The following is a 21,069-nucleotide window of genomic DNA, read 5'->3' as shown; positions in this document are numbered from 1 at the left end:
AAACTCACTACTCTTGTAACAGCGGGGCCCCGACAGCGACCGCAGAGGTCCGGTTGGAGACGTTAAGTTTGGTAAAGAGCGCCGTCATATGCACTTTGACGGTGCCAATACCCAAATTCATTTCGCGGGCGATTTCCTTGTTGGACATGCCCTGTACCAGCAGTTCCAACACCATGCGCTGACGCGGCGACAGCTCAGGACGGTCTTCCGGCTCTTTGGCGATCATGGTGTCGGGGGAAACGGCACAGGGGGCCTGCGCCTCGCGGCCCTGCGGCACGTAACGCGCGGCCTCAGCCAGATCTTCGACATCGGCGCCGTAATGCACCTGTTCACCGTTCTCAAAACTCAGCACAACAGCGGGGTTTTCCGGTTCCAGATGCGGATCCAGCTCTGGCGGCTCATGCAGCAGCGCAGGCGCATAAATGCGGCCCTTCAGGATCTGGGACAGCGCCAGCTTCAGCTCAGAAATGCCCTCGGCCTTAGAGACATAGCCATAGGTGCCCGCCGCCAGGGACTGCAGCACATCGTTACGGTCCTGACTGGCCGACACCACCGCCATTTTGCGAATTTCGGGGTGCGTCTGGCGGATACGTCCCAGGGAGGAGGCACCAGTCATACCCGGCATGCGCAGATCAAACAGGGCCAGATCCACACGGTCGCAGCCGCTCATGATCTGTTCGGCCTGTTCCAGATTGCTGGCCTCATAAACCTCGGTGAAGCCAAATTTATCCAGCAGGATCGTGGTCAGAGCCATGCGGAAATATTCATCATCATCCGCAACCAGCGCCACGGTATCCGTCAGCGAAATTAACGGTTGATCAGCGCTGCCTGCAGGACCGGCCTGCCCCAAAAGCTGCCCGGCCATGGAACTGTCGATGTAAACCTTACCCTCGGCCACCATACGCAGCGGGGTATCCAGCACCTCATCTTCAGCGGCGTTCAGGATGATACCGTTCACCCCTTTGCGCAGGGCCAAACGGGCCAGGTTCATATCGATTTCCGGGGCGACCAAAGCGATGTGCAGATCGGGGGACTGGCGCAGGGCCTCACCCAGCTGGCCACCTTCGATCATCGCTTCGTTGAAACTTTCCAGGGCCAGAACATCCACATGTTCCGCCGCCAATGCAGCCGTCACATCGACCCAGCTGTGTACCAATCGCAGTGAAATGGGCCCCTCGGCTGAGACCGCCAACCGTGCGTCTGCCTGATCACTCAGGACCAAGACACGCAGGCCCGCACGCTCCGCTGCAGGGGTTGGAGACATCCAGTTGTCCTCTGACATATCAGGACCACAAGGTGTTTCGCTCATCGATTTGTCCGTTCAGCTCTGGTTTCTTTGCGCATCTCCGTCAGGCGGCCGGTTGGGGCCATCTGGCCTAGGGCGTGCCACTTATGGGCGACCTCAGGGGCCGTTCAGGGGCGCAATTGATTCTGCACCCACACTGTAACCTGCCGGATGGTCCTAGTGGTCCGCGCATAGGGTTAACGGCCGGGTCCATTCGTCAGATGCCTACATACTTTTTGAGGCCTGCCCCTCCGAAGTTCCCGCATTTTCTTAGGCCACCCGGATGAGTTGCTGGAACCGGGACGACAAGCGCAGAATGAAGGACGCGCCTGTTATGCGCTGTGTTCCATTGCTTGTTGTCACGTAAGTTCTGAGGTTACCCATGTTCGGCAAAAGAACCGGTCCAATCGCCAAGAAAGCCAGTCGTCCTGCCCCGGCACCTGAACCGACTCGCGCCGCTACCCCAGCCCCGGAACCCGCAGCTGCCGCCCCTGAGCCGGTTGCGAAAAAGCCTGACACCAAGGTTATTCCCAAAGCCAAGGCCGAACGGTCGCCGGTTCCGACCGAAGCCGACAGCGCCCGTTACAAACTGAAAAGCGAGATCATGGAAACCCTGATCTCGATGCTGGATATCAACCAGCTGGCGCAGATGGGTGAAGATGAGGAACGCCGCGAGATTGCCAATTACGTCACCGATATTCTGGCGGTGAAGAAAGAGGTTATCTCGGAATCGGAACAGAAGAATCTGATCGCAGATATTACCAATGACATCCTGGGCTACGGCCCGCTGGAACCGCTGCTGGCACGTGATGATATTGCCGATATCATGGTCAATGGCACCGACCCGATCTTCATCGAGGTGGGTGGAAAAATGGAACGCACCCCGATCCGGTTCCAAGACAATCGACAGTTGTTGAACGTCTGTCAGCGCATCGTGTCCCAGGTGGGCCGCCGCGTGGATGAATCCAGCCCGATCTGTGACGCCCGCCTGCCCGACGGCAGCCGCGTCAACGTGATCGCCGGCCCGCTGGCGGTGGATGGCACCGCGCTGACCATTCGTAAATTCCGCAAGGATTCTCTGACGCTAGAGGATCTGGTCAACTTCGGCTCGATCACCCCTGAAGGGGCGGAGATCCTGAAGATCATTGGCCGGGTGCGGTGTAACATTCTGGTTTCGGGCGGCACCGGCTCGGGCAAGACAACCCTGCTGAACTGTCTGGCCGGGTTTATCGAGACAACCGAACGGATCGTGACCTGCGAAGACGCCGCCGAACTGCAGCTGCAACAGCCGCATGTGGTGCGTCTGGAAACCCGCCCGCCATCCCTGGAGGGCACCGGTGAGGTTACCATGCGCGATCTGGTGAAAAACTGTCTGCGGATGCGTCCGGAACGGATCATCGTGGGCGAGGTGCGTGGCCCTGAGGCCTTTGACCTCTTGCAGGCGATGAACACCGGTCACGACGGTTCCATGGGCACCGTACACGCGAACACCCCACGGGACGCCATGTCCCGTATGGAAGCAATGATTACAATGGGGGGATCCCGACTGCCTGTCCGTACCCTGCGTGAAATCATTGCTTCCTCGGTCGATGTCATCGTGCAGGCGCAGCGCCTGCGCGATGGCTCCCGCCGGATCACCCACATCACCGAAGTGCTGGGCATGGAAGGGGATGTTCTGACCACCCAGGATCTGTTCCTCTACAAGATCCTTGGCGAAGACGAAAACGGCAAGATCATCGGCCGCCACGAAAGCTGCGGCATCAGCCGTCCCAAATGCTGGGAGCGCGCGCGCTATTTCGGCTGCGCCGATGACCTGACCAACGCCCTGCGCGCCGCGGAGGCCAACGACGAGGGGATGCATCATGCTTGAGTTTATCCAAGACAATCAGGCAGCCCTGCTTGAGGCGGCGATCTTCCTGTCAGTCTTTGTGCTGGTGGTCGCCCTGATGCTGGGATCCAGCGAAAAGGCCAGCGACTCGCGTCTGAAAAAGCGGATGAACCGGGTGGCCGGGGGCCGGTCTGGCCGCCCTGCCCCGGGCAGCGATGCCGTTGACGCCGAACTGCGTCGTAGGCAAATCCGTTCCGCGATGAAGGATAGCAAAGGGGGGAAAGGCGGCAAAGGCGCTACCTTCCAGACCCAGCTGAAACAGGCCGGGCTGGACTGGTCCAAGAAGAAGTTTGTGCTGGTCTGCCTGGGCACGGCGCTCCTGTCCTTTGGCGGGCTGTCGATCGGCCTGCAGCTGAACCCGATGATGGCTGCCCCCGGTGCCGCCTTTCTGGGCCTTGCGCTGCCCTATTTCTTTGTGGTGCGCGCCACCAAAGTCCGGCTCAAGAAGTTCTCCAATGAATTTCCGGCCGCGTTGGACATCATCGTGCGTGGTGTCAGCGCCGGTCTGCCGCTGAGCGAATGCCTGAAGACCATTGCCAATGAAACCAAAGAACCGGTGCGGTCCGAGTTTCAGATGCTGCTGAACGACCAATCCGTCGGCATGCCCCTGGAAAAGGCGGCGCACCGTCTGGCGGTTCGCGTACCATTGGCTGAAACCTCCTTCTTTGCGATTGTTCTGGCGGTGCAGAGCCGTTCCGGCGGGTCGCTGAGTGAGATCCTGAACAACCTCTCGCTGGTTGTGCGGGGCCGCAAGATGCTGGATGCACAGATCAAGACCATGTCGTCTGAGGCGAAGATGTCCGGCCGCATGATTGGCTCCATGCCGATGCTTGTGGCAGGTGCGCTTTTCTACCTAAGCCCCGAATATATAACCGTTTTAACTGGCACCAGCATGGGCCAGCTGATCCTGGGCGGCTGCGCATTGTGGATGTTCACCGGCATCATGGTGATGAAAAAAATGATCAACTTCGACGTGTGAGGAGGATCAGATGATTTCTTTAGACTTCCTCTCCCCGCAGATCATGGCGATCCTTTTGGTTTCAGTTGCCGGCTTCCTTGTGGTGCTGGGACTGGCCATGCCCATGCTGAAAAAGGAAAACCTGCAGCGCCGTCTGGCCAAGGTGGCCATTGAACATGGCGGCACCCAGACCATGCAGCAGAAAAAGTCGCTGATGGCCTCCATGGGGCTGGCGAACAGCAAACGGGCCACGCAACAGGCCAACGTCTTTGCCAAGCTTGCCGGCACCCAGTCCACCGCGATCCTGAAGAAACTGCGGATGGCGGGCCTGCGCAGCTCCAACGCATTGGGCATCTATGTGATGGTCTCGATCCTGATGCCCATCTTGATGGCTGGGGTTGTGCTGTTTTACGGCGTCACGATCTTTGAAAAAGAGATGACCCTGCAGAACGTCGCCATGCTGGGCGGTGGTGGTGCCTTCCTGGGCTTCATGCTGCCGCGGATGTATGTCTCCAACCGGATCACCAAACGCCAAGCCTCGATCCAGAAGGCCTGGCCGGACGCGCTGGACCTGCTGCTGATCTGTGTGGAATCCGGCTACGGTATCGATGCGGCGCTGATCCGCTTGAGCGAAGAAATTGGCATGCAGTCGAAAGAACTGGCCGAGGAAATCTCGCTCACCGCATTGGAGCTGTCCTACTTGCAGGACCGCTCGCAAGCGCTTGATAACCTTGTACAACGTACAGGAATGGATCCGGTACGTCAGGTGGTTGGATCGCTCAAACAGACCGAAAAATACGGCACCGATCTGGGCCGCGCGCTGCGGGTACACGCCCAGGAAAGCCGCGATCTGCGGCTGGAACGCGCCAAGGAAAAGGCCGCCGCCCTGCCGCCGAAGCTGACCGTGCCGATGATCGTCTTCTTCCTGCCGATCCTCTTTGTCATCATCATCGCCCCGGCGATCATCCAGATCATCCAGGGCTAAGGACCGGACGGCCCACAGGCAGCCCGCCGTCAACCCAAAGACACTTCATAAACAGGCGAAAAGCCGAGCAGTCGAAAGGCGCAGGGGATCCCCTCTGCGCCTTTTGTCTTGCCCGCTGCCAGCAGCCTGCGGCCTGAACTGCCCTAAGCCCCCTCTGCAGGCCGGCGATGGACGTGGGGAACCTCTGCGCCTGCGCTACCGCTCAACAACCGGCCTGATCAGGATACCCTCAGGGGCCAGATCGCCCCTCCCACAACGGCGCGTTCCTCAACTGATTCCCACACCACCGGCCAGGTGATTCCCCGCCCCAATTCGGCGACTCGGCGCTGGTCTAACAGTTTTCTGAAATCGGCCGTTTGACAGACAGGAGCGGTTGATCTATATCAATTTCCCTCATGAAAACAGTCTCTTATCCAGACGTTTTCAGGGTATAACCCACCCAAAGTATAGGGTCATAGCACCTTTGGCATCTCATCCATCCCGCCATTTTGCTCTTTTGTCCTAGGGTATCCGGCCGAATTTCGCCGCGCTGTTTTTTACCGCATTCTCATCCTCAACGGACGGTCACCCGAGCAGTCTCGGACCTACCCAGTCTGAGGACCGTCCGTAACAAACGTACGCCAAAGAGCGACACCGAAATTTTGTCCCCCCGGTTACGAGTACCGGAAACCTTGAAAGGAAAGTCCCATGAAAAAGTTCCTGACCAAATTCACCAAAGGTGAATCCGGCGCGACCGCAATTGAGTACGCTCTGATTGCTGGCCTGATTTCCGTGGTAGCCATCACCGCCCTGACCACCCTCGGGGGAAACTTGGATTCCACTTTCACGACCATCTCCGACTCGCTGTCGGAGGATGAAGCCTAAGCTTCGTCTTACCTGATCTGATGCCCCGGGGCGGTTCGGTCACCCCCACCCCAGTAAGGAGGCGGACATGTATATCACAGGTCTATCCCTTCTTTCCTTGACCGGATTTGCCATCATCGCCCTCATCGTGGCGGTCCGGGACATCAGAACGATGGTCATCCCAAATGGCCTCACCCTCACCCTGCTATGTGGCTATCTGCTAGTCGCTGCAGGGTCAGGTTGGAGCCGGGACGAGATCGCAGCCAGCCTGATCGCTGCCACTATGGTGTTGTTCGTCGGGCTGCTGCTTTCTGCCATGGGATGGCTGCCACAGCCTGCGGGCAGCAGCATGAGTAAATTTGCCGCCGTTTGCAGCCTCTGGCTTGGGGCGTCTCAGATCCTCAGTTTCCTGGGATTGAGCGCACTGATCGGGGGCCTTTGTGCCCTCCTGTTGATTGGCTTGCCACGTGCCCGCCGCTCATTCCCCCCGGAACAGGCCTCGTGCCAGCTGCCTCAATCGCAAACCCCGCGGGCCAGAGCCCCAGTTGGATTTGCCCTCGCCGCCGCTGCCCTTGCCCTTATTCCGTTTTCTCCCTGGGTGACGTCGGTGACGTGACCCGCCCTGTGCAACCTGTCTCCACCTCCAATCCGAGGGCGTAACCATGTTCAGATCGTTAATCATTGTGACAGCGCTTGTCTGTGGTGGCTCAGCCACCATGCTGGTGAATATGTCGGTGCCGGATGAAACCGAAACCGCTGCCGCCCCAGAGGTCGTACAGGAAGCCCCCACTTTGCAGGTTCTTGCCGCTGTGCGCTCTATCGATCAGGGTGCTGAGCTGGTGATGGAAGATATCGGCTGGATCGAATGGCCGCGCAATGCGCTGCATCCCAGCATGGTCTCGTCCAATGATGTGCCGGATGCTTTGGAAACCACGGTTGGCTCCATCGCCCGCATCAATATGTTTGCCGGACAACCCGTCCTGCCTGAAAGTTTTGCAGACACCCGCCAGGGCTATCTGTCCTCGCTGCTCTCGCCCGGTATGCGTGCCGTTGCGATTGAAGTCAGCGCGGCCAAGACCGCCGGTGGGTTCATCCTGCCCAACAACCGGGTCGACATCCTGTTGACCTCGCGTTGTGAAGACGAAATTCGCTGCCGTACAAGAATGAAAACCGAGACAATCCTGCAGAACGTTCGCGTTCTGGCAATTGACCAATCGGGGACGGCATCGAACGCTGACAGCGCTGTGCTGGTTGGCAAAACCGCCACGCTAGAGCTTTCGCCCGATGATGCCGAGCAGGTCATCGCGGCGGAGGCCAGCGGCGGCCTCTCTCTCCTGCTTCGCTCCTTTGACGACAACGAAGTTGTTGAACCAAAGGAAGAAGTTGCCACCTTGATCCCTGAACCGCAGATCGTTGAGCAGCCCCCGCGCACGGTCAAGGTCACCCGAGGCGGCGTTTCTGAAATCGTTGTGCTGAACTAAGCGCCTTCCCCCCTGAGGTAAACGGTATGAAGATCTTCACCAAATTCACAGCGGATCCATCCGATCCCGACAACATCGGCGGTATGCGCCCGGCCATTGGTCGATTGCCCGCAATGACCTGCGATGCCTTCGCAGCCACGCCGCAAACCCGCAATGCGCTGCAACAGATGCAGGCCAGCCGTCACCTGAGCCGCGTGCGCTGCCAGCTGATGAGCGGCGGCATGGAGCAGGCGATTGCCGCTTATCAGGATGCCGACAGCCCGGACCTTTTGGTGATTGAGGTCGATGACGACCCCACCAAACTGTTCAATCAGCTGGACAGCCTGGCCCAGCTCTGCCGTGTCGACACCGAACTGGTGCTGATCGGCCCCTCCAATGACATCGCGCTTTACCGGGCGCTGACCCGTCAGGGCGTTGCAGACTATCTGCAGACCCCGGTCACAGCCCCGCTGCTGGTCACCGCGCTGTTTGAACTGTTCCGTGACCCCGACAAGGTGCATCTTGGTCGCATTCACGCGGTGATCGGCGCCCGTGGTGGCGCAGGATCTTCGACCATTGCGCATAACGCGGCATGGTTTCTGGGTGAACAGGCCCGGGCCCAATCGATCCTGGTGGATCTGGATTTTGAGTTCGGCACCGCTGGCCTGTGCCTGAACCGCAATCCTGAACAGGATCTGATCGGCGCGATTGCCAATTCCGAAAAGCTGGACGACCAGAAACTGGAACGTCTGCTGATCAACTATGACGACCAGCTGCGTCTGCTGGCCGGACCGCAGAACCATCAACAGGACCGCGAGTTGGATCCAGAGGCCCTGGCCTATTCGATGGACCTGATCCGTGTTCTGGCCCCGCATGTGGTGCTGGATCTGCCCTCGACCCTGACGCCGCTGACGCGCAAAGCGCTCTATCTGGCGGACGAGGTGGTGCTGGTGGCAACGCCGGATCTGGCCAGCCTGCGCAACACACGGTCGCTGATTGAAATGCTGGCCTCGATCCGCATTGGCGAAAAGAAACCGCATCTGGTGCTGAACCAGATCAAGCAGCCGAAACGACCTGAAATCAAACCCGCAGACTTTGTCAAAGCGCTGGGGGTCAATGAACCGGTCGAGCTGATGTTTGACGCCGCCAAATACGGCAGCGCCGACAACAACGGCACATTGGTGGTGCAGCACAAACAAAACCGCAGCCAGCGTCAGGCCTTTGGCAAGCTGGCAACCGCCCTCAGCGGTCTGTCCAATCCCAGCGACAGCGCCGTCGGCATGCGGTTCTTCAAGCGCGGCAAAAACAAAGGGTAAGCCCAGGTATTCTCGGGGGGGACATCACCACACCTGCGGGTGCGGTGTTGCCTGAGGCGTCGGTGCCGGTACAGCCTAGGGGGGCTGTGCCGGCATCGATCATTTTACGGCCTCGTGATCTGCCAGCTCTGGGCAAGGACACGCTTTGCCCCTAGGCTCGCCGCAAGATGGAGGAAAGCCCGATGAGCCGCAAACTGACCCTACCTGACAGCCCGAACATGGACGCCGCTGATGGTGACGGCCGCCTTTTTGCGCCCTCGGCACAGCGCAATATGGATTACATCATCGATCTGGTCCGCGCCCATGCGCCCGCAACAGGCAAGGCGCTGGAAATCGCATCGGGCACCGGTGAACACGCGGTGGCCCTGGCCCGCGCCCTGCCCCAACTGCAATGGCAGCCCAGCGATCCCGATGCCGATCGGCGCCGTTCGATCAACGCCCATGGGGCCGGGCAGGACAATCTGGCCGATGCCATCGCGCTCAATGCCACCGCTGTAGGATGGTCCGCAGATCATGGCGGCCAGAATCTGATCCTGCTAGTGAACCTGTTGCATCTGATTTCCACCGATGAGGCCAAACGCCTGATCGCCGAGGCCGCGCAAGCCCTGGCCCCCGGCGGTGTCTTTATCGTCTACGGCCCCTTCCTGCGGGACGGCGAAACCACATCTGAGGGCGACGCCCGGTTTCACGCCAGCCTGCAGGCCCAGGACGCGGCCATTGGCTACAAGGATGACTGGGACGTGATCGACTGGCTGCAAACCAACTGGCTGGAGATGGTGCAAGTGGTGGAAATGCCCGCCAACAACCTGTCTTTCATCGCCCGGCGGCCCGGCTGAGCCCGGCGAGGCCGCAAGCTGACACAGATCAAGGTTGACCACCGGCGAAATGTGGTCTTACTGCCGCACACATTCAATTCTGATAATGCGAGTAGGAAGACCAATGGCGTGGAAAGAAAAATTCGCCGACGTTAAAGGCCAGGTGCGTAACTTGAACGGCGCGATACCCGACACCACCAAAGCCTTCAGTGCAATGGGCGCAACGGTAAAGGGTGACGGGGCACTGGATCACAAAACCAAGGAATTTGTGGCCCTTGGCATTGCTGTGGCCAGCCGCTGCGAACCCTGCATCATGTTCCATGTTGACGCGCTGATCCGCGCAGGCGCCACCCGCGATGAGGTTGGCGAAGCCTTGGGCATGGCCATTCAGATGGGCGGTGGACCGTCGGTGATGTATGCCAGCAAAGCCTTGGAGTGTTTCGACGAATTGAGCGCCTAACGCAAAAAATTGACCCCGGCGCGCGATGCACCGGGGTCCCTTGGGGTCAGACGACCCACCCCACGTGGGGCGATCTGACCCAAGTTACAACTGACGCGCCAAGGCCAGCGCGGCCAAAGCCGGCAGGGTCAAGACCTCTTGCGCCAGTGCAACCTTTTGCGGTGTGTAGAACTGCTCTTCGTGCAGGATATTGATCGTCGCGATCAGCTCGCCCTTGTTGAGGATCGGCAGGTTCACCACCGAACCGCAGCCCAGCTCGCCGATCAGCTCATAGTCACCAAACACTTTAGAAATATCCTCTAAGGTGTTGGCAACAAACGTCTCATGCCGTTTGTGGACCGATTGAAACCAGTCATCAAAAACGATCGGCTTGGTGCCAGATGTTGGGTAGGCATTCGGCCGGTTGGTATAGGCGCGCCGGGCCAGCAGCGCCTCCATGTCCACGGTCATGATGGTGAACAGCTTCACCCCAACGGTCGCGGCTGTCAGTGCCGACAGGGCGTCATAGGCTTGCGACTCAGTGGTCGCCTTGCTGAGGCTTTCGGTAAATATCGCGAGGGCTGTGGTGATCTCAGGGGTACTCATTTTACGTCCTTCATACGGGCTCTGCGCCGCTGGCGGCATAGAGTTCACGGGTATAGTCATGTGAGAAGTCGCCGCTATGCAGTTGTTTTGCATCCGCAATTTCGACAATCTCACCTTTGTTCATCACCGCCATACGGTCACACATGAAGCTGACCACGGGCAGGTTGTGGGTGACCATCAGATAGGTCAGCCCCTGTTCAGCGCGCAGGCGTTTCAACAGGTTCAGGATTTCCGCCTGCACAGAAACATCCAGGGCGGAGGTCGGCTCATCCAGCAGCATCACCTTGGGCCCCAGCATCAGCGCGCGGGCAATCGCCACCCGCTGACGCTGACCACCGGACAGCTGATGTGGAAACCGGAAGCGGAAACGCTGGTCCAGCCCAACGGCATTCAGCACCTCAGCAATGCGGGCATCGCGGTTGCCCAGCCCGTGGACTTTCAGCGGTTCCCGCAGCACGGCATCCACCACTTTGCGCGGATGGAGGGAACCATAGGGATCCTGAAACACCATCTGGCAGGTCTTGGCAAACCCGCTGTCCGGCCCATGTCCGCGCGGCTGTCCCAGCACCGAAATCTGACCGGTCCAATCGGGAGCAAGCCCGGCGATGGCCTTCAGCACCGTTGATTTTCCCGAGCCGCTTTCGCCAACAAGCGCGAAGCTTTCGCCCGCGGCGACAGACAGGTTCACATCGCGCACCACTTTGGTGGTGCCGTAGGAAATATCCAGATCTTTCAGTAGGATCGCAGGATTGCCCATCTCAGGTGCCCCCCCATTGGCTGCGGTCCAGCACGGGCAGAACCTCACGGGTTTCTTTCATTTGCGGCACCGCCGCCAGCAGGCCGCGCGTGTAAGGATGCTGCGCCTTATGCAGATCCTTGGCCGCGCAGGTTTCCACCACCTGGCCCGCGTGCATCACCATGATCCGGTCGCAATACCGCGCCACCAGATTGAGGTCATGGCTGATCAGGATCAGCCCCATGCCCTTTTCGCGCACCAGCTCATCAATCAGATCCAGCACCTGCCCCTGCACGGACACATCCAAGGCCGAGGTGGGTTCATCCGCGATCAGCAGGTCGGGCCGTGGGATAAGCATCATGGCGATCATGATCCGCTGCCCCATCCCGCCCGAGACCTGATGCGGGTACATCTGCGCCACCTGTTCAGGATCGTTAATGCGCACCGCCTGCAGCATCTCAATCACCCGCGCCTGCACGTCGCGCCGGCTGAGGCTTTCATGGGCTTTCAGCGCTTCGGCAATCTGGTAGCCGATGGTCATCACCGGATTGAGCGAAAACTTGGGGTCCTGCATGATCATCGAAATCCGCGCCCCGCGCAGATCGCGCATCTTGCTTTCGCTCAACCCCTGCAGCTCAACCCCGTCAAAGGCCAGCCGATCCGCGGTCATCTTGCCGGGTTTGCGGATCAGGCGCAGGATGGCACGGCCCGTCATCGACTTACCCGATCCACTTTCCCCAACAATCCCAAGGCGTTCACGGCCAAGGCTCAGGTTCAATCCCTTCACAACCTCCACCGGACCTGTCGGTGTGGGGAAGCTGACGCGGAGGTTTTCAACATCCAACAAAGGTTTCGGCGCGGTCATGATTTGCCCCCCTGTTTCGGGTCCAGCACATCGCGCAGCCCGTCGCCCAAGAAACAGAAGCCAAGGCTGACCAGAATGATGGCGAAGCCCGGCATTGTGGCCACCCACCATTGATCAAGAATAAAGGTCCGACCGCGGGAAATCATCGCCCCCCATTCCGGCAGCGGCGGCTGCGCCCCAAGGCCAAGAAAGCCAAGCCCGGCCGCGGTCAGAATGATCCCGGCCATATCCAGCGTTACCCGGATGATCATCGATGAGGTGCAGAGCGGCAGCACATGCTGCACAATGATCCGGCTGTGTGAGGCCCCCAGAAGGCGCGTGGCGGCGATGAATTCAGAGTTACGAAAGGTCAGCGTTTCCGCCCGGGCGATCCGCGCATAGGCGGGCCATGCGGTGATGGCAATCGCGATGATGGCGTTTTCAATGCCCGGCCCCAGCGCGGCCACAAAGGCCAGCGCAAGGATCAGCTTGGGCATCGACAGGAACACATCAGTCAGCCCCATCAGCACTTTATCGGTCCAGCCCCCAAAATAGCCAGCGACCGCCCCAATGATCAGACCCAGCGGCGCGGAAATCAGCGCGACCAGCGCCACGATCACTAGCGTGATGCGGGCGCCATGGACCACCCGGCTGAAGATATCGCGGCCCAACTCATCCGTGCCCATCCAATGATCGGCCGATGGCGGCAGCAGGCGGGCCTCCAGATTTTGACCCAGCGGGCTTTCGGGGGCGATCCAGGGCGCGAAGGCCGCGGCAAAGATCAGGGTCAGGATGATGATCCCGCCAATCACCGCCAGCGGGTTGCGCATCAGGGCGCGCAGCATGCGATAGGCCCGCCCGGCATTGGCCTGCAGCCGTGACGTGGGCGAGTCAGCGAGAAGCCAGTCAATCGTCGTCATGATTTGCTCCGCGGGTCGAGGACGCGGTAGAGCACGTCCGAAATTTTGTTGATGAAGATGAACACAGCCCCGATCACCAGCGTGGCGCCCAGAACGGCGTTCATATCGGCGTTCAGCAGCGCATGGGTCAGGTAGTTGCCAATGCCCGGCCAGCTGAACACCGTCTCAATCATGACCGAGCCTTCGAGCAGCGCCGCATAAGACAGGCCGATCACGGTGATCAGCGGTACGCGGATCGGTTTGAACCCGTGGGACCAGATCACCTTCCATTCCGAAACGCCTTTGACACGGGCGGTGGTGATAAACTCCTGCCCCAGCTGGTCCAGCATGAAACTACGGGTCATCCGCGCGATATAGGCCAGGCTGAAGAAGCCGAGGATCAGCGACGGCAGCACCAGATGCGACAGGGCGTTCCAGAACACTTCGGTGTCGCCAATGAGCAGCGCATCGATCAGCAACACGCCTGAAATCGGATCAACCAGACCCTCGTAATAGATATCCACCCGGCCCGGTCCCGCGACCCAGCCAAGCCCTGCGTAAAACACTGCCAGCCCGACAAGGCCCAGCCAGAAGGCCGGCACCGAATAACCCAGCAGCGCAAAGACACGGATGATCTGATCCACCCAAGTGCCCTGTTTGGCGGCCGCCCAGACCCCTGTCGGCACCCCCAGCACGACACCGATGATGATGCCCAGGGTGGCCATCTCCAGCGTGGCGGGGAAGACGCGGGCCAGATCCTCGGCCACCGGGCGGTTGGTGGATATCGACATGCCAAAATCACCGCGCGCCACATCCGCGACGTATGTCAGAAACTGCCGCCACAGGGGCTGATCCAGACCCATCGCAATGCGCGCCGCATCATATTGTTCCTGCGTGGCGCGATCGCCGACCACCGACAGCACCGGATCGATTGGCACCACGCGACCAATAAAGAAAGTGATCGCCAGAAGACCAAGAAACGTCAGCACCACCACAAAGGCAAAACCGGCGATTCCCGTCAGCAGGCTCAGCAGCTTACTTTTGGAATTTCCTTTGTTGGACAAGAGGTTCTCTCCTCTGATCTGTCTTGTCGACGGGCACGCCCTGCCCTGCAGGATGCATCATTTTCTGCGCCGTCCATAAAGTTCTTTGCAAAGTTTGGCAAAAAATTTTTGCATCACAAAAATTTTTTTACTAACCTCTGAGTCGAGACGGAGGACCCCATGGCAGAGCAAGACCCAAAAGCTACAGGCAGCAAAGCCGCGAAAACCGGCCCCAAGCTGGGCGCGTTGATCCGCAAGCGGCGCAAACAGTTGGGGCTGACCCTGCAGGCGCTGTGCAATTCGGCGGGGCTGTCGGTGGGCTATCTCAGCCAGGTGGAACGCGACAATGCCACCCCAACGCTCGGCACGCTGGCGCAGATCGCCGCCGCGCTGGAGGTTGATCTGGAATATTTCGTGGCGACCCCGAAACCCTCTGACGCGCTGACCCGCCACGACACCCGGCCGCGGTTCAATGTGCCGGGGTCTGACACCACCTATGAGGCACTGAATGCCGAATTCCCCGGCGCTGAGCTGCAAAGCTACATCCTACATGTGCCCGCAGGGTTCGCATCAGAAGTGGTGAGCCATGAAGGCGAAGAGATCATCTATGTGCTGGACGGCGAGATTGAGCAGATGCTGGACGGCCAGACCTTCCGCCTGCGCGCCGGCGACAGCCTGCATTACAGCGGCCAGACGCCCCATGCCTGGTCCAACCCCACCGCCCGCGATGCCCGGATCCTATGGACCGGCACCTTGAGCGTCCTGAAAGGCAAATCGCGCATGGACCTGCCGGAACTGGCAACCAGCGACGGCAAATCCTGAATAAGCCCGCCCTGATGCCGCAGCACCATCGCGGCCTCAGGCGCCAACAAAACATAACGAACACCCTGGAGGAGAAAGACATGAAACTGTTGAAGTCTGCCCTTTTGGCTTCGGTCATGGCGATGCCGATGGCTGGCGCTGCCCTGGCTGACACGCCACCCAATGCGCTGATTGTGGCGCAGAACATTGACGACATCGTCGCCATTGACCCGGCTCAGGCCTATGAGTTCACCTCGGGCGAGCTGGTCACCAACATGTATGACCGTCTGGTGCAATATGACGCCGAAGACCCAACCGTCCTGGCCGCCGGGATCGCCAGCGACTGGCAGATGGATGCAGCAAGCCGCACCATCACCTTCACCATTCGTGATGATGCCACCTTCCATTCCGGCAACCCGGTCACCCCGGCTGATGTGGTGTATTCGCTGGGTCGTGTGATCAAGCTGAACCTGACCCCGGCCTTCATTCTGGCCCAGCTGGGCTGGACCCCGGAAAATGTGGACCAGATGGTCACCGCCGAGGGCAATGTGGTCACCGTGAAATACGAAGGCGACTTCTCACCGGCGTTTGTTCTGAACGTTCTGGCGGCGCGCCCGGCCTCGATCGTGGACATGAAAACCGTCATGGCCAACGAAGTTGACGGTGACATGGGCAACGCCTGGCTGAACGCCAATGCTGCGGGTTCTGGCCCATTCAAACTGGACGCTTACCGCCCGGCGCAGCTGGTGCGGATGTCGGCACACGGCGACTACTTCAAAGGCGCCCCCAAGATGGACAGCGTCATCATTCGCCACGTCGCCGAAAGCGCCACGCAGGAGCTGATGCTGGAAAGCGGTGACATCGATCTGGCGCGCAACCTGACCCCGGATCAGATTGCCGGCCTCGACGCCAGCGCAATCAAGGTGGATACCTTCCCGCAGGCAGCGGTTCACTTCCTGTCGTTCAACCAGAAAACCGACAGCCTGACCGACCCCGCCGTTTGGGAGGCCGCGCGCTACCTGGTTGACTACAAAGGCATGACCAACTCGATCATCAAAGGTCAGATGGAAGTGCACCAGGCCTTCTGGCCGAAGGGCTTCCCGGGTTCCTACGATGAAACCCCGTTCAGCTACGATCCTGCCAAAGCCAAGGCCATCCTGGCCGAAGCGGGCATCGAGACACCGATCAAGGTGGAACTGGATGTGATCAACGCCGCGCCCTTCACCGATATGGCGCAGTCGCTGCAGGCCAGCTTTGCAGATGCGGGCATTTCCTTTGAGATCCTGCCCGGCACCGGTAGCCAGGTGATCACCAAATACCGTGAGCGGACCCATGAGGCTATGCTGCTCTATTGGGGCCCGGATTTCATGGATCCGCATTCCAACGCCAAGGCCTTTGCCTATAACTCCGACAACTCGGACGGTTCTTATGCGGCGACCACCACCTGGCGCAATGCCTGGGCGGTGCCGGATGAGCTGAACAAGAAGACCAAAATGGCGCTGACCGAAAGCGATCCGGCCAAACGTCTGGAGATCTATCAGGACCTGCAGGCCGAGGTTCAAAAAGAATCGCCCATCGTCATCATGTTCCAGGCCGCCTATCAGGTTGCCATGGACACCAATGTCAGCGGCTACGTGAACGGCGCCACCTCTGACTTTGTGTTCTACCGTCTGGTAGACAAAGACTAACCGACATAAGCTCCCCGTCGGCAGGGTCGCTTGGGGAAACCCTTGCGACCCTTTTTCCATTTCGCTCAAGAGGACAATCTGATGAGCCTTTATGATGACCGCCTCGCCCGCCTGCGGGCCCGCATGGCAGAAACCAACACCGATCTGGTCGCGCTGGGGCCGTCGAGCCATATGATGTGGCTGTCCGGCGTAAACCCGCATGGCGATGAACGCCCGGTGATGCTGCTTGTCAGCCAGAGCCACGCCGGTTTCCTGATGCCTGCACTGAACGCTGATGCTGCCCGGCAGGCGACGGATCTGCCGTTTGAACCCTGGTCCGATGCCGAAGGTCCGGCAGCGGCGCTTGACCGTCTGCTTGAGGCGTGCGGTGCCACAAGCGCCGGCCTCAGCGTGGTGCTGGACGAAACCATGCGGGCGGATTTTGCCCTGCGTCTGTTGGATGCGATGGACAGCCCCAGCCGCCGCTTCACCGAAGACACGGTGGGCCGTTTGCGGGCGATGAAAGATGACGCGGAATATGACGCCATCAAAGCCGCGCACCTGCTGAATGATGAGGCTGTGAAAGCCGCCTTTGCCAGCCTGAAGGCCGGGATGAGCGAGCGCGATGTGCAAAACATCATTCGCGATCACTACAAGGCGCATGGCGCCACGCCCGAATTCACCATCGTCGGCTTTGGCGCCAATGGCGCCTTCCCGCATCACCACACCAGCGATGCCACCCTCAGCGATGGTATGGCCGTGCTGATCGACACCGGCTGCCGGTTGAACGGCTATCCCTCGGACATGACGCGCTGCGGCTTTTTCGGCACGCCCGATGCGGCCTATAAGGAGGTCTTTGACACCGTGGAGGCTGCGGTGCAAGCCGCGCTGGCCGCCGCCAAACCCGGGGCCACTGCGGGCGATATCGACAAGGCCGCCCGCGATGTGATCTCCGACGCGGGCTACGGTCCGCAGTTCCTGCATCGCACCGGTCACGGTCTGGGCATCGACGTGCACGAACCGCCCTATATCAGCGGTGGCTCTGATCATGTGCTGGAGGCAGGCAATGTCTTCTCAATTGAGCCGGGGATCTACATCAACGGCAAGTTTGGCGTGCGTCTGGAAGAGATTGTCATCCTGCGCGACGGCGGCAATCAGATCTTTTCCGAACTGCCGCGCGATATGCTGTAACGGACAGCGGGGCCGGAGACCGGCAATCGAAACAAGGTAAAGGGGGCCAGCACAGGCCCCCTTTATCGTATCTGTCACTTGCGCTTCTCTGCTTTCAGGTGGGCGCGGAGATCATTGAAACCACCGATCTTTTTGCCATCTATAAAAATCAGCGGCGTGGTGGCGATGTGATGTGTGTCTTTAAACGCATCCACCGCAGAGCGCGAACGCAGAATATGCTCTTCGATCTCGAAGCCTTCTTTGCGCAACAGATCGCGGGCGGCGATACCGTAGCTGCAGGTGTATTTGGGCAACTCCATACGGTGAAGGATGGCTTTGGGCATGTCGTGCACTCCTTTGTTGCAGCCTATAAAGGCCGTCGCCAGCGCCCTCACAAGCCCCAAGGTTTCACATCCACGCACCCGCGCGTGAAGTGATGAAACATTGCCAACAACCCCTTCACAAGAATAATAAAACCGGCCTGCGCAGCGCAGGACCGGTTTTGCGAGGCGCCCCGTCAAAGGGACGCCTATGGATCTTGAGCGACGTCAGCCGTTGACCCGGATGGTTTCGTTCTTCGGATCATAGGGGCTGTCACAGGTGACGGTGGCATCCCAGAGCTTATCCTGAATTTTCACCTTCAGCTTGGTGCCTTCCACCGCCAGTTCCGGCGTGACGTAGCCCATGCCGATCGACGTCTCAAAGGCCACCGAATAGCCGCCCGAGGTCAGGCGCCCAACGCGGGTGCCATCCTGGGTATAAAGCGCCTCACGGCCCCAAGGGTCGGCGTCCTCTGGCCCGTCGATCAGCAGGGTGCAGCATTTCACCCGAACACCCTTTTCCAGCATCGCCTCTTTGCCGTGGAAGTCTTTTTCCAGGTCGATGAAGCGCGGCAGGTCAGCCTCAGCAGGCGTCGCATCGCGGCCCAATTCGGTGCCGAAGGCGCGGTAGGATTTTTCCTGACGCAGCCAGTTTTGCGCCCGTGCGCCCACCAGTTTCATACCGTGTTTTTCACCGGCTTTTTCCAACAGGTCGAACAGGTAGTTCTGCATCTCAATCGGGTGATGCAGCTCCCAGCCCAACTCACCTGTGTAGGCCACACGGATCGCATTCACGGGGCACATGCCCAGTTCGATCTGACGGGCCGACAGCCAAGGGAACCGTTTGTTCGACAGAGCGGTTTCAGGATCTGCATCCACGATCACCTCTTTCAGCACGTCGCGGGCCTTGGGGCCTGCGATGGCGAAGACGCCCCACTGGGTGGTGACATCCTGGATCTCGATGTAGCCAAACTCTTCCATCTTGTCTTCGGCCGCTTTGCGCAGGAAATCGGCGTCATATTCCGTCCAGGCCCCTGCGGAGACGAGGTAGTAGTTATTCTCGCCATTGCGCACGATGGTGTATTCGGTACGGGTGGTGCCGTGGCTGGTCAGCGCATAGGTCAGGTTAATGCGGCCGATTTTCGGCAGTTTGTTACAGGTGAACCAATCCAGGAACTGGGTGGCACCGGGGCCTTTGACCACATGTTTGGTGAAGGCAGTGGCGTCGATCAGGCCCACACCTTCGCGGATCGCTTTGGCCTCTTCCACGGCATATTGCCACCATTTGCCACGGCGGAAGCTGCGGCTTTCCTCATCGAAGTTTTCTGGCGCATCAAGCGGGCCGTAGTAGTTCGGACGTTCCCAGCCGTTGACCCAGCCAAACTGCGCGCCGCGTTCTTTCTGGCGGTCGTAGGCGGGCGAAGTCCGCAAAGGCCGGGCAGCGGGGCGCTCCTCATCCGGGTGGTGCAGGATGTAGACGTGCTCATAGCACTCTTCGTTTTTGCGCGCGGCAAATTCGGTGGTCATCCAGTTGGAGGAGTAGCGTTTCGGGTCGAGCGAAGCCATGTCGATCTCAGCCTCACCATCAACCATCATCTGGGCCAGGTAATAGCCGGTGCCGCCCGCCGCGGTGATCCCGAAGCTGAAACCTTCGGCCAGCCACATGTTACGAAGGCCCGGGGCCGGACCCACCAGCGGGTTGCCATCTGGCGTGTAGCAGATCGGGCCATTGAAATCGTCCTTCAGACCAGATTCCGCACAGGACGGCACCCGTTCGGTCATTTTCATGTACTGTTCGGCAATCCGGTCCAGATCCAGCGGGAACAGATCGGCGCGGAAGCTATCCGGCACACCGTGTTCAAACCGAGCTGGCGCGTCTTTCTCATAGATGCCCAGAATCCAGCCGCCGCGTTCCTCACGGGCGTAGGACTGCGCATCCGCATCGCGCACAACGGGGTGTTCCGCATTGCCGGCCTCGCGCCATTTGACCAGCTCAGGATCCTGATCCATCACGATGAAAGTGTGTTCCACCGGGATCGCCGGCATCTTGATGCCCAGCATCTTGGCGGTGCGCTGCGCGTGGTTGCCCGAAGCGGTCACAACGTGTTCTGCGGTGATCACAACCTTTTCGTCGGATTCCACCAGGTTGCCACCCTTTTCCACCATCTTGGTGCAGGTGACCTCCCAATGGGTGCCGGTCCAATGAAAATCATCAGCCTGCATCTTGCGGTGGATCTCCACCCCACGCTGACGGGCGCCTTTGGCCATCGCCTGGGTCACGTCAGCCGGGTTAATGTAGCCATCTTCGGTGTGGTAAATCGCGCCCTTCAGATCCGAGGTCTCAATCAGCGGCCAGCGCTCTTTGATCTGATCGGGGCTCAGCCATTCGTATTTCACGCCACAGGTTTCGGCGGTGGAGGCATAGAGCATATACTCATCCATCCGCTCCTGCGTCTGCGCCATCCGCAGGTTGCCCACCACGGCGAAACCGGCGTTCAGCCCGGTCTCTTCCTCCAGCGTCTTGTAGAAATCCACCGAATACTGGTGAATATGGGTGGTGGCATAGGACATGTTGAACAGCGGCAGCAGGCCCGCAGCGTGCCAGGTCGACCCCGAAGTCAGCTCATCGCGTTCGATCAGCATAACGTCATCCCATCCGGCCTTGGCCAGGTGATAGGCGATCGAGGTGCCAACGGCGCCACCGCCGACAACAAGAGCTTTGACTTGGGTTTTCATAGGCGGGCCCCTCCGATGGACGCAGCTGTGCAATTTGATTTTCCGCGATCATGCCGCGTTCTGACAAGCTGCGCCTGACCCAGCCGACCTCTGATCGTGCGAAACCGACACGCGCTTGCAAAGTGCGGTCGCAAACGGGCAGCGATCCCCATTGCGGAACCAAACTGCAAAACGCGACGTGACGTCCACCCCCTTGCCGCGTCGCAGCAAACACCGTAAATATACGGTAAATCCAATCGGGGGAGATTGGAGAGGATC

The 21,069-nt window shown here is 59.8% G+C and carries 20 protein-coding genes; 12 read left to right on the top strand and 8 right to left on the bottom strand.

What is annotated here, in order from left to right:
* Positions 1-7 precede the first annotated feature (7 nt).
* Positions 8-1,264 carry a response regulator gene (locus ACORLH_RS09165; protein WP_321832397.1) on the bottom strand — a complete coding sequence of 419 codons (1,257 nt, stop codon included), beginning with the start codon at positions 1,262-1,264 and terminating at the stop codon, positions 8-10.
* 403 nt (positions 1,265-1,667) lie between these two features.
* On the opposite strand from ACORLH_RS09165, the gene ACORLH_RS09160 reads away from it, so the two are divergent.
* The 9 genes from ACORLH_RS09160 to ACORLH_RS09120 all read left to right on the top strand — a co-directional run bounded on the left by ACORLH_RS09160 (position 1,668) and on the right by ACORLH_RS09120 (position 10,010).
* Complete coding sequence (locus tag ACORLH_RS09160) at positions 1,668-3,155, top strand: CpaF family protein (protein WP_058244925.1); 1,488 nt, start codon at positions 1,668-1,670, stop codon at positions 3,153-3,155.
* A complete protein-coding gene (locus tag ACORLH_RS09155; RefSeq protein ID WP_321832396.1) occupies positions 3,148-4,152 on the top strand; it encodes a type II secretion system F family protein in 1,005 nt (334 codons plus the stop codon). The genes ACORLH_RS09160 and ACORLH_RS09155 overlap by 8 nt, the downstream gene beginning before the upstream one ends.
* Before the next feature lie 10 nt (positions 4,153-4,162).
* Positions 4,163-5,116 (top strand): type II secretion system F family protein, encoded by a 954-nt coding sequence (locus ACORLH_RS09150; RefSeq protein ID WP_321832395.1) that lies wholly within the window; start codon positions 4,163-4,165, stop codon positions 5,114-5,116.
* Positions 5,117-5,803: 687 nt separating this feature from the next.
* Positions 5,804-5,980, top strand: coding sequence for a Flp family type IVb pilin (locus ACORLH_RS09145; RefSeq protein ID WP_321832394.1), 177 nt, complete (start codon positions 5,804-5,806; stop codon positions 5,978-5,980).
* Between the two features lie 67 nt (positions 5,981-6,047).
* Positions 6,048-6,575, top strand: a complete 528-nt coding sequence (locus ACORLH_RS09140; RefSeq protein WP_321832393.1) for an A24 family peptidase — start codon at positions 6,048-6,050, stop codon at positions 6,573-6,575.
* Positions 6,576-6,621: 46 nt separating this feature from the next.
* The gene (gene cpaB, locus ACORLH_RS09135) at positions 6,622-7,440 is read left to right on the top strand and encodes a Flp pilus assembly protein CpaB (protein ID WP_321832392.1); all 819 of its coding nucleotides are present in this window, start codon (positions 6,622-6,624) and stop codon (positions 7,438-7,440) included.
* Positions 7,441-7,466: 26 nt separating this feature from the next.
* Complete coding sequence (locus ACORLH_RS09130) at positions 7,467-8,735, top strand: AAA family ATPase (protein WP_321832391.1); 1,269 nt, start codon at positions 7,467-7,469, stop codon at positions 8,733-8,735.
* A 182-nt stretch (positions 8,736-8,917) separates the two neighbouring features.
* Entirely contained in the window at positions 8,918-9,571 is a 654-nt protein-coding gene (locus ACORLH_RS09125; protein WP_321832390.1) for a DUF938 domain-containing protein, read from the top strand.
* A gap of 103 nt (positions 9,572-9,674) precedes the next feature.
* Positions 9,675-10,010, top strand: a complete 336-nt coding sequence (locus tag ACORLH_RS09120) for a carboxymuconolactone decarboxylase family protein (RefSeq protein ID WP_321832389.1) — start codon at positions 9,675-9,677, stop codon at positions 10,008-10,010.
* Between the two features lie 84 nt (positions 10,011-10,094).
* Here the strand turns inward: ACORLH_RS09120 and ACORLH_RS09115 are convergent, their stop codons facing one another.
* From ACORLH_RS09115 to ACORLH_RS09095, 5 genes are read right to left on the bottom strand one after another with little or no spacing between them, the layout of a single operon-like run.
* The gene (locus ACORLH_RS09115) at positions 10,095-10,595 is read right to left on the bottom strand and encodes a GAF domain-containing protein (protein ID WP_321832388.1); all 501 of its coding nucleotides are present in this window, start codon (positions 10,593-10,595) and stop codon (positions 10,095-10,097) included.
* A gap of 10 nt (positions 10,596-10,605) precedes the next feature.
* Positions 10,606-11,352 carry an ABC transporter ATP-binding protein gene (locus tag ACORLH_RS09110; protein ID WP_321832387.1) on the bottom strand — a complete coding sequence of 249 codons (747 nt, stop codon included), beginning with the start codon at positions 11,350-11,352 and terminating at the stop codon, positions 10,606-10,608.
* 1 nt (position 11,353) lies between these two features.
* Entirely contained in the window at positions 11,354-12,196 is an 843-nt protein-coding gene (locus tag ACORLH_RS09105) for an ABC transporter ATP-binding protein (protein WP_321832386.1), read from the bottom strand.
* Positions 12,193-13,095, bottom strand: a complete 903-nt coding sequence (locus tag ACORLH_RS09100) for an ABC transporter permease (RefSeq protein ID WP_321832385.1) — start codon at positions 13,093-13,095, stop codon at positions 12,193-12,195. Before ACORLH_RS09100 ends, ACORLH_RS09105 begins: the two co-directional genes overlap by 4 nt.
* Complete coding sequence (locus ACORLH_RS09095; protein WP_420719816.1) at positions 13,092-14,138, bottom strand: ABC transporter permease; 1,047 nt, start codon at positions 14,136-14,138, stop codon at positions 13,092-13,094. The genes ACORLH_RS09100 and ACORLH_RS09095 overlap by 4 nt, the downstream gene beginning before the upstream one ends.
* A gap of 159 nt (positions 14,139-14,297) precedes the next feature.
* Between ACORLH_RS09095 and ACORLH_RS09090 the strand changes: the two genes are divergently transcribed.
* The 3 genes from ACORLH_RS09090 to ACORLH_RS09080 all read left to right on the top strand — a co-directional run bounded on the left by ACORLH_RS09090 (position 14,298) and on the right by ACORLH_RS09080 (position 17,776).
* Positions 14,298-14,939, top strand: a complete 642-nt coding sequence (locus ACORLH_RS09090) for an XRE family transcriptional regulator (protein WP_321832384.1) — start codon at positions 14,298-14,300, stop codon at positions 14,937-14,939.
* Positions 14,940-15,019: 80 nt separating this feature from the next.
* Entirely contained in the window at positions 15,020-16,606 is a 1,587-nt protein-coding gene (locus ACORLH_RS09085; RefSeq protein ID WP_321832383.1) for an ABC transporter substrate-binding protein, read from the top strand.
* Between the two features lie 81 nt (positions 16,607-16,687).
* Positions 16,688-17,776 (top strand): Xaa-Pro peptidase family protein, encoded by a 1,089-nt coding sequence (locus ACORLH_RS09080; RefSeq protein WP_321832382.1) that lies wholly within the window; start codon positions 16,688-16,690, stop codon positions 17,774-17,776.
* A gap of 74 nt (positions 17,777-17,850) precedes the next feature.
* Here the strand turns inward: ACORLH_RS09080 and ACORLH_RS09075 are convergent, their stop codons facing one another.
* Together ACORLH_RS09075 and ACORLH_RS09070 are read right to left on the bottom strand one after the other, a co-directional pair.
* Positions 17,851-18,099 (bottom strand): glutaredoxin family protein, encoded by a 249-nt coding sequence (locus ACORLH_RS09075; protein ID WP_321832381.1) that lies wholly within the window; start codon positions 18,097-18,099, stop codon positions 17,851-17,853.
* Between the two features lie 204 nt (positions 18,100-18,303).
* Positions 18,304-20,811, bottom strand: a complete 2,508-nt coding sequence (locus ACORLH_RS09070; protein ID WP_321832380.1) for an FAD-dependent oxidoreductase — start codon at positions 20,809-20,811, stop codon at positions 18,304-18,306.
* Between the last annotated feature and the right edge of the window lie 258 nt (positions 20,812-21,069).

This window comes from Thalassovita sp. (assembly GCF_963691685.1).
Taxonomy (GTDB): domain Bacteria; phylum Pseudomonadota; class Alphaproteobacteria; order Rhodobacterales; family Rhodobacteraceae; genus Thalassobius.
The sequence above is the reverse complement of the archived record's forward strand: the minus strand, read 5'-3'. Positions and strand labels throughout refer to the sequence as shown.

What these genes read in the sequence shown, in the direction of transcription:
- ACORLH_RS09165 (WP_321832397.1), bottom strand. Translation starts at nt 1,264, where the DNA reads ATGTCTCCAACCCCTGCAGCGGAGCGTGCGGGCCTGCGTGTCTTGGTC.
- ACORLH_RS09160 (WP_058244925.1), top strand. Translation starts at nt 1,668, where the DNA reads ATGTTCGGCAAAAGAACCGGTCCAATCGCCAAGAAAGCCAGTCGTCCT.
- ACORLH_RS09155 (WP_321832396.1), top strand. Translation starts at nt 3,148, where the DNA reads ATGCTTGAGTTTATCCAAGACAATCAGGCAGCCCTGCTTGAGGCGGCG.
- ACORLH_RS09150 (WP_321832395.1), top strand. Translation starts at nt 4,163, where the DNA reads ATGATTTCTTTAGACTTCCTCTCCCCGCAGATCATGGCGATCCTTTTG.
- ACORLH_RS09145 (WP_321832394.1), top strand. Translation starts at nt 5,804, where the DNA reads ATGAAAAAGTTCCTGACCAAATTCACCAAAGGTGAATCCGGCGCGACC.
- ACORLH_RS09140 (WP_321832393.1), top strand. Translation starts at nt 6,048, where the DNA reads ATGTATATCACAGGTCTATCCCTTCTTTCCTTGACCGGATTTGCCATC.
- cpaB (WP_321832392.1), top strand. Translation starts at nt 6,622, where the DNA reads ATGTTCAGATCGTTAATCATTGTGACAGCGCTTGTCTGTGGTGGCTCA.
- ACORLH_RS09130 (WP_321832391.1), top strand. Translation starts at nt 7,467, where the DNA reads ATGAAGATCTTCACCAAATTCACAGCGGATCCATCCGATCCCGACAAC.
- ACORLH_RS09125 (WP_321832390.1), top strand. Translation starts at nt 8,918, where the DNA reads ATGAGCCGCAAACTGACCCTACCTGACAGCCCGAACATGGACGCCGCT.
- ACORLH_RS09120 (WP_321832389.1), top strand. Translation starts at nt 9,675, where the DNA reads ATGGCGTGGAAAGAAAAATTCGCCGACGTTAAAGGCCAGGTGCGTAAC.
- ACORLH_RS09115 (WP_321832388.1), bottom strand. Translation starts at nt 10,595, where the DNA reads ATGAGTACCCCTGAGATCACCACAGCCCTCGCGATATTTACCGAAAGC.
- ACORLH_RS09110 (WP_321832387.1), bottom strand. Translation starts at nt 11,352, where the DNA reads ATGGGCAATCCTGCGATCCTACTGAAAGATCTGGATATTTCCTACGGC.
- ACORLH_RS09105 (WP_321832386.1), bottom strand. Translation starts at nt 12,196, where the DNA reads ATGACCGCGCCGAAACCTTTGTTGGATGTTGAAAACCTCCGCGTCAGC.
- ACORLH_RS09100 (WP_321832385.1), bottom strand. Translation starts at nt 13,095, where the DNA reads ATGACGACGATTGACTGGCTTCTCGCTGACTCGCCCACGTCACGGCTG.
- ACORLH_RS09090 (WP_321832384.1), top strand. Translation starts at nt 14,298, where the DNA reads ATGGCAGAGCAAGACCCAAAAGCTACAGGCAGCAAAGCCGCGAAAACC.
- ACORLH_RS09085 (WP_321832383.1), top strand. Translation starts at nt 15,020, where the DNA reads ATGAAACTGTTGAAGTCTGCCCTTTTGGCTTCGGTCATGGCGATGCCG.
- ACORLH_RS09080 (WP_321832382.1), top strand. Translation starts at nt 16,688, where the DNA reads ATGAGCCTTTATGATGACCGCCTCGCCCGCCTGCGGGCCCGCATGGCA.
- ACORLH_RS09075 (WP_321832381.1), bottom strand. Translation starts at nt 18,099, where the DNA reads ATGCCCAAAGCCATCCTTCACCGTATGGAGTTGCCCAAATACACCTGC.
- ACORLH_RS09070 (WP_321832380.1), bottom strand. Translation starts at nt 20,811, where the DNA reads ATGAAAACCCAAGTCAAAGCTCTTGTTGTCGGCGGTGGCGCCGTTGGC.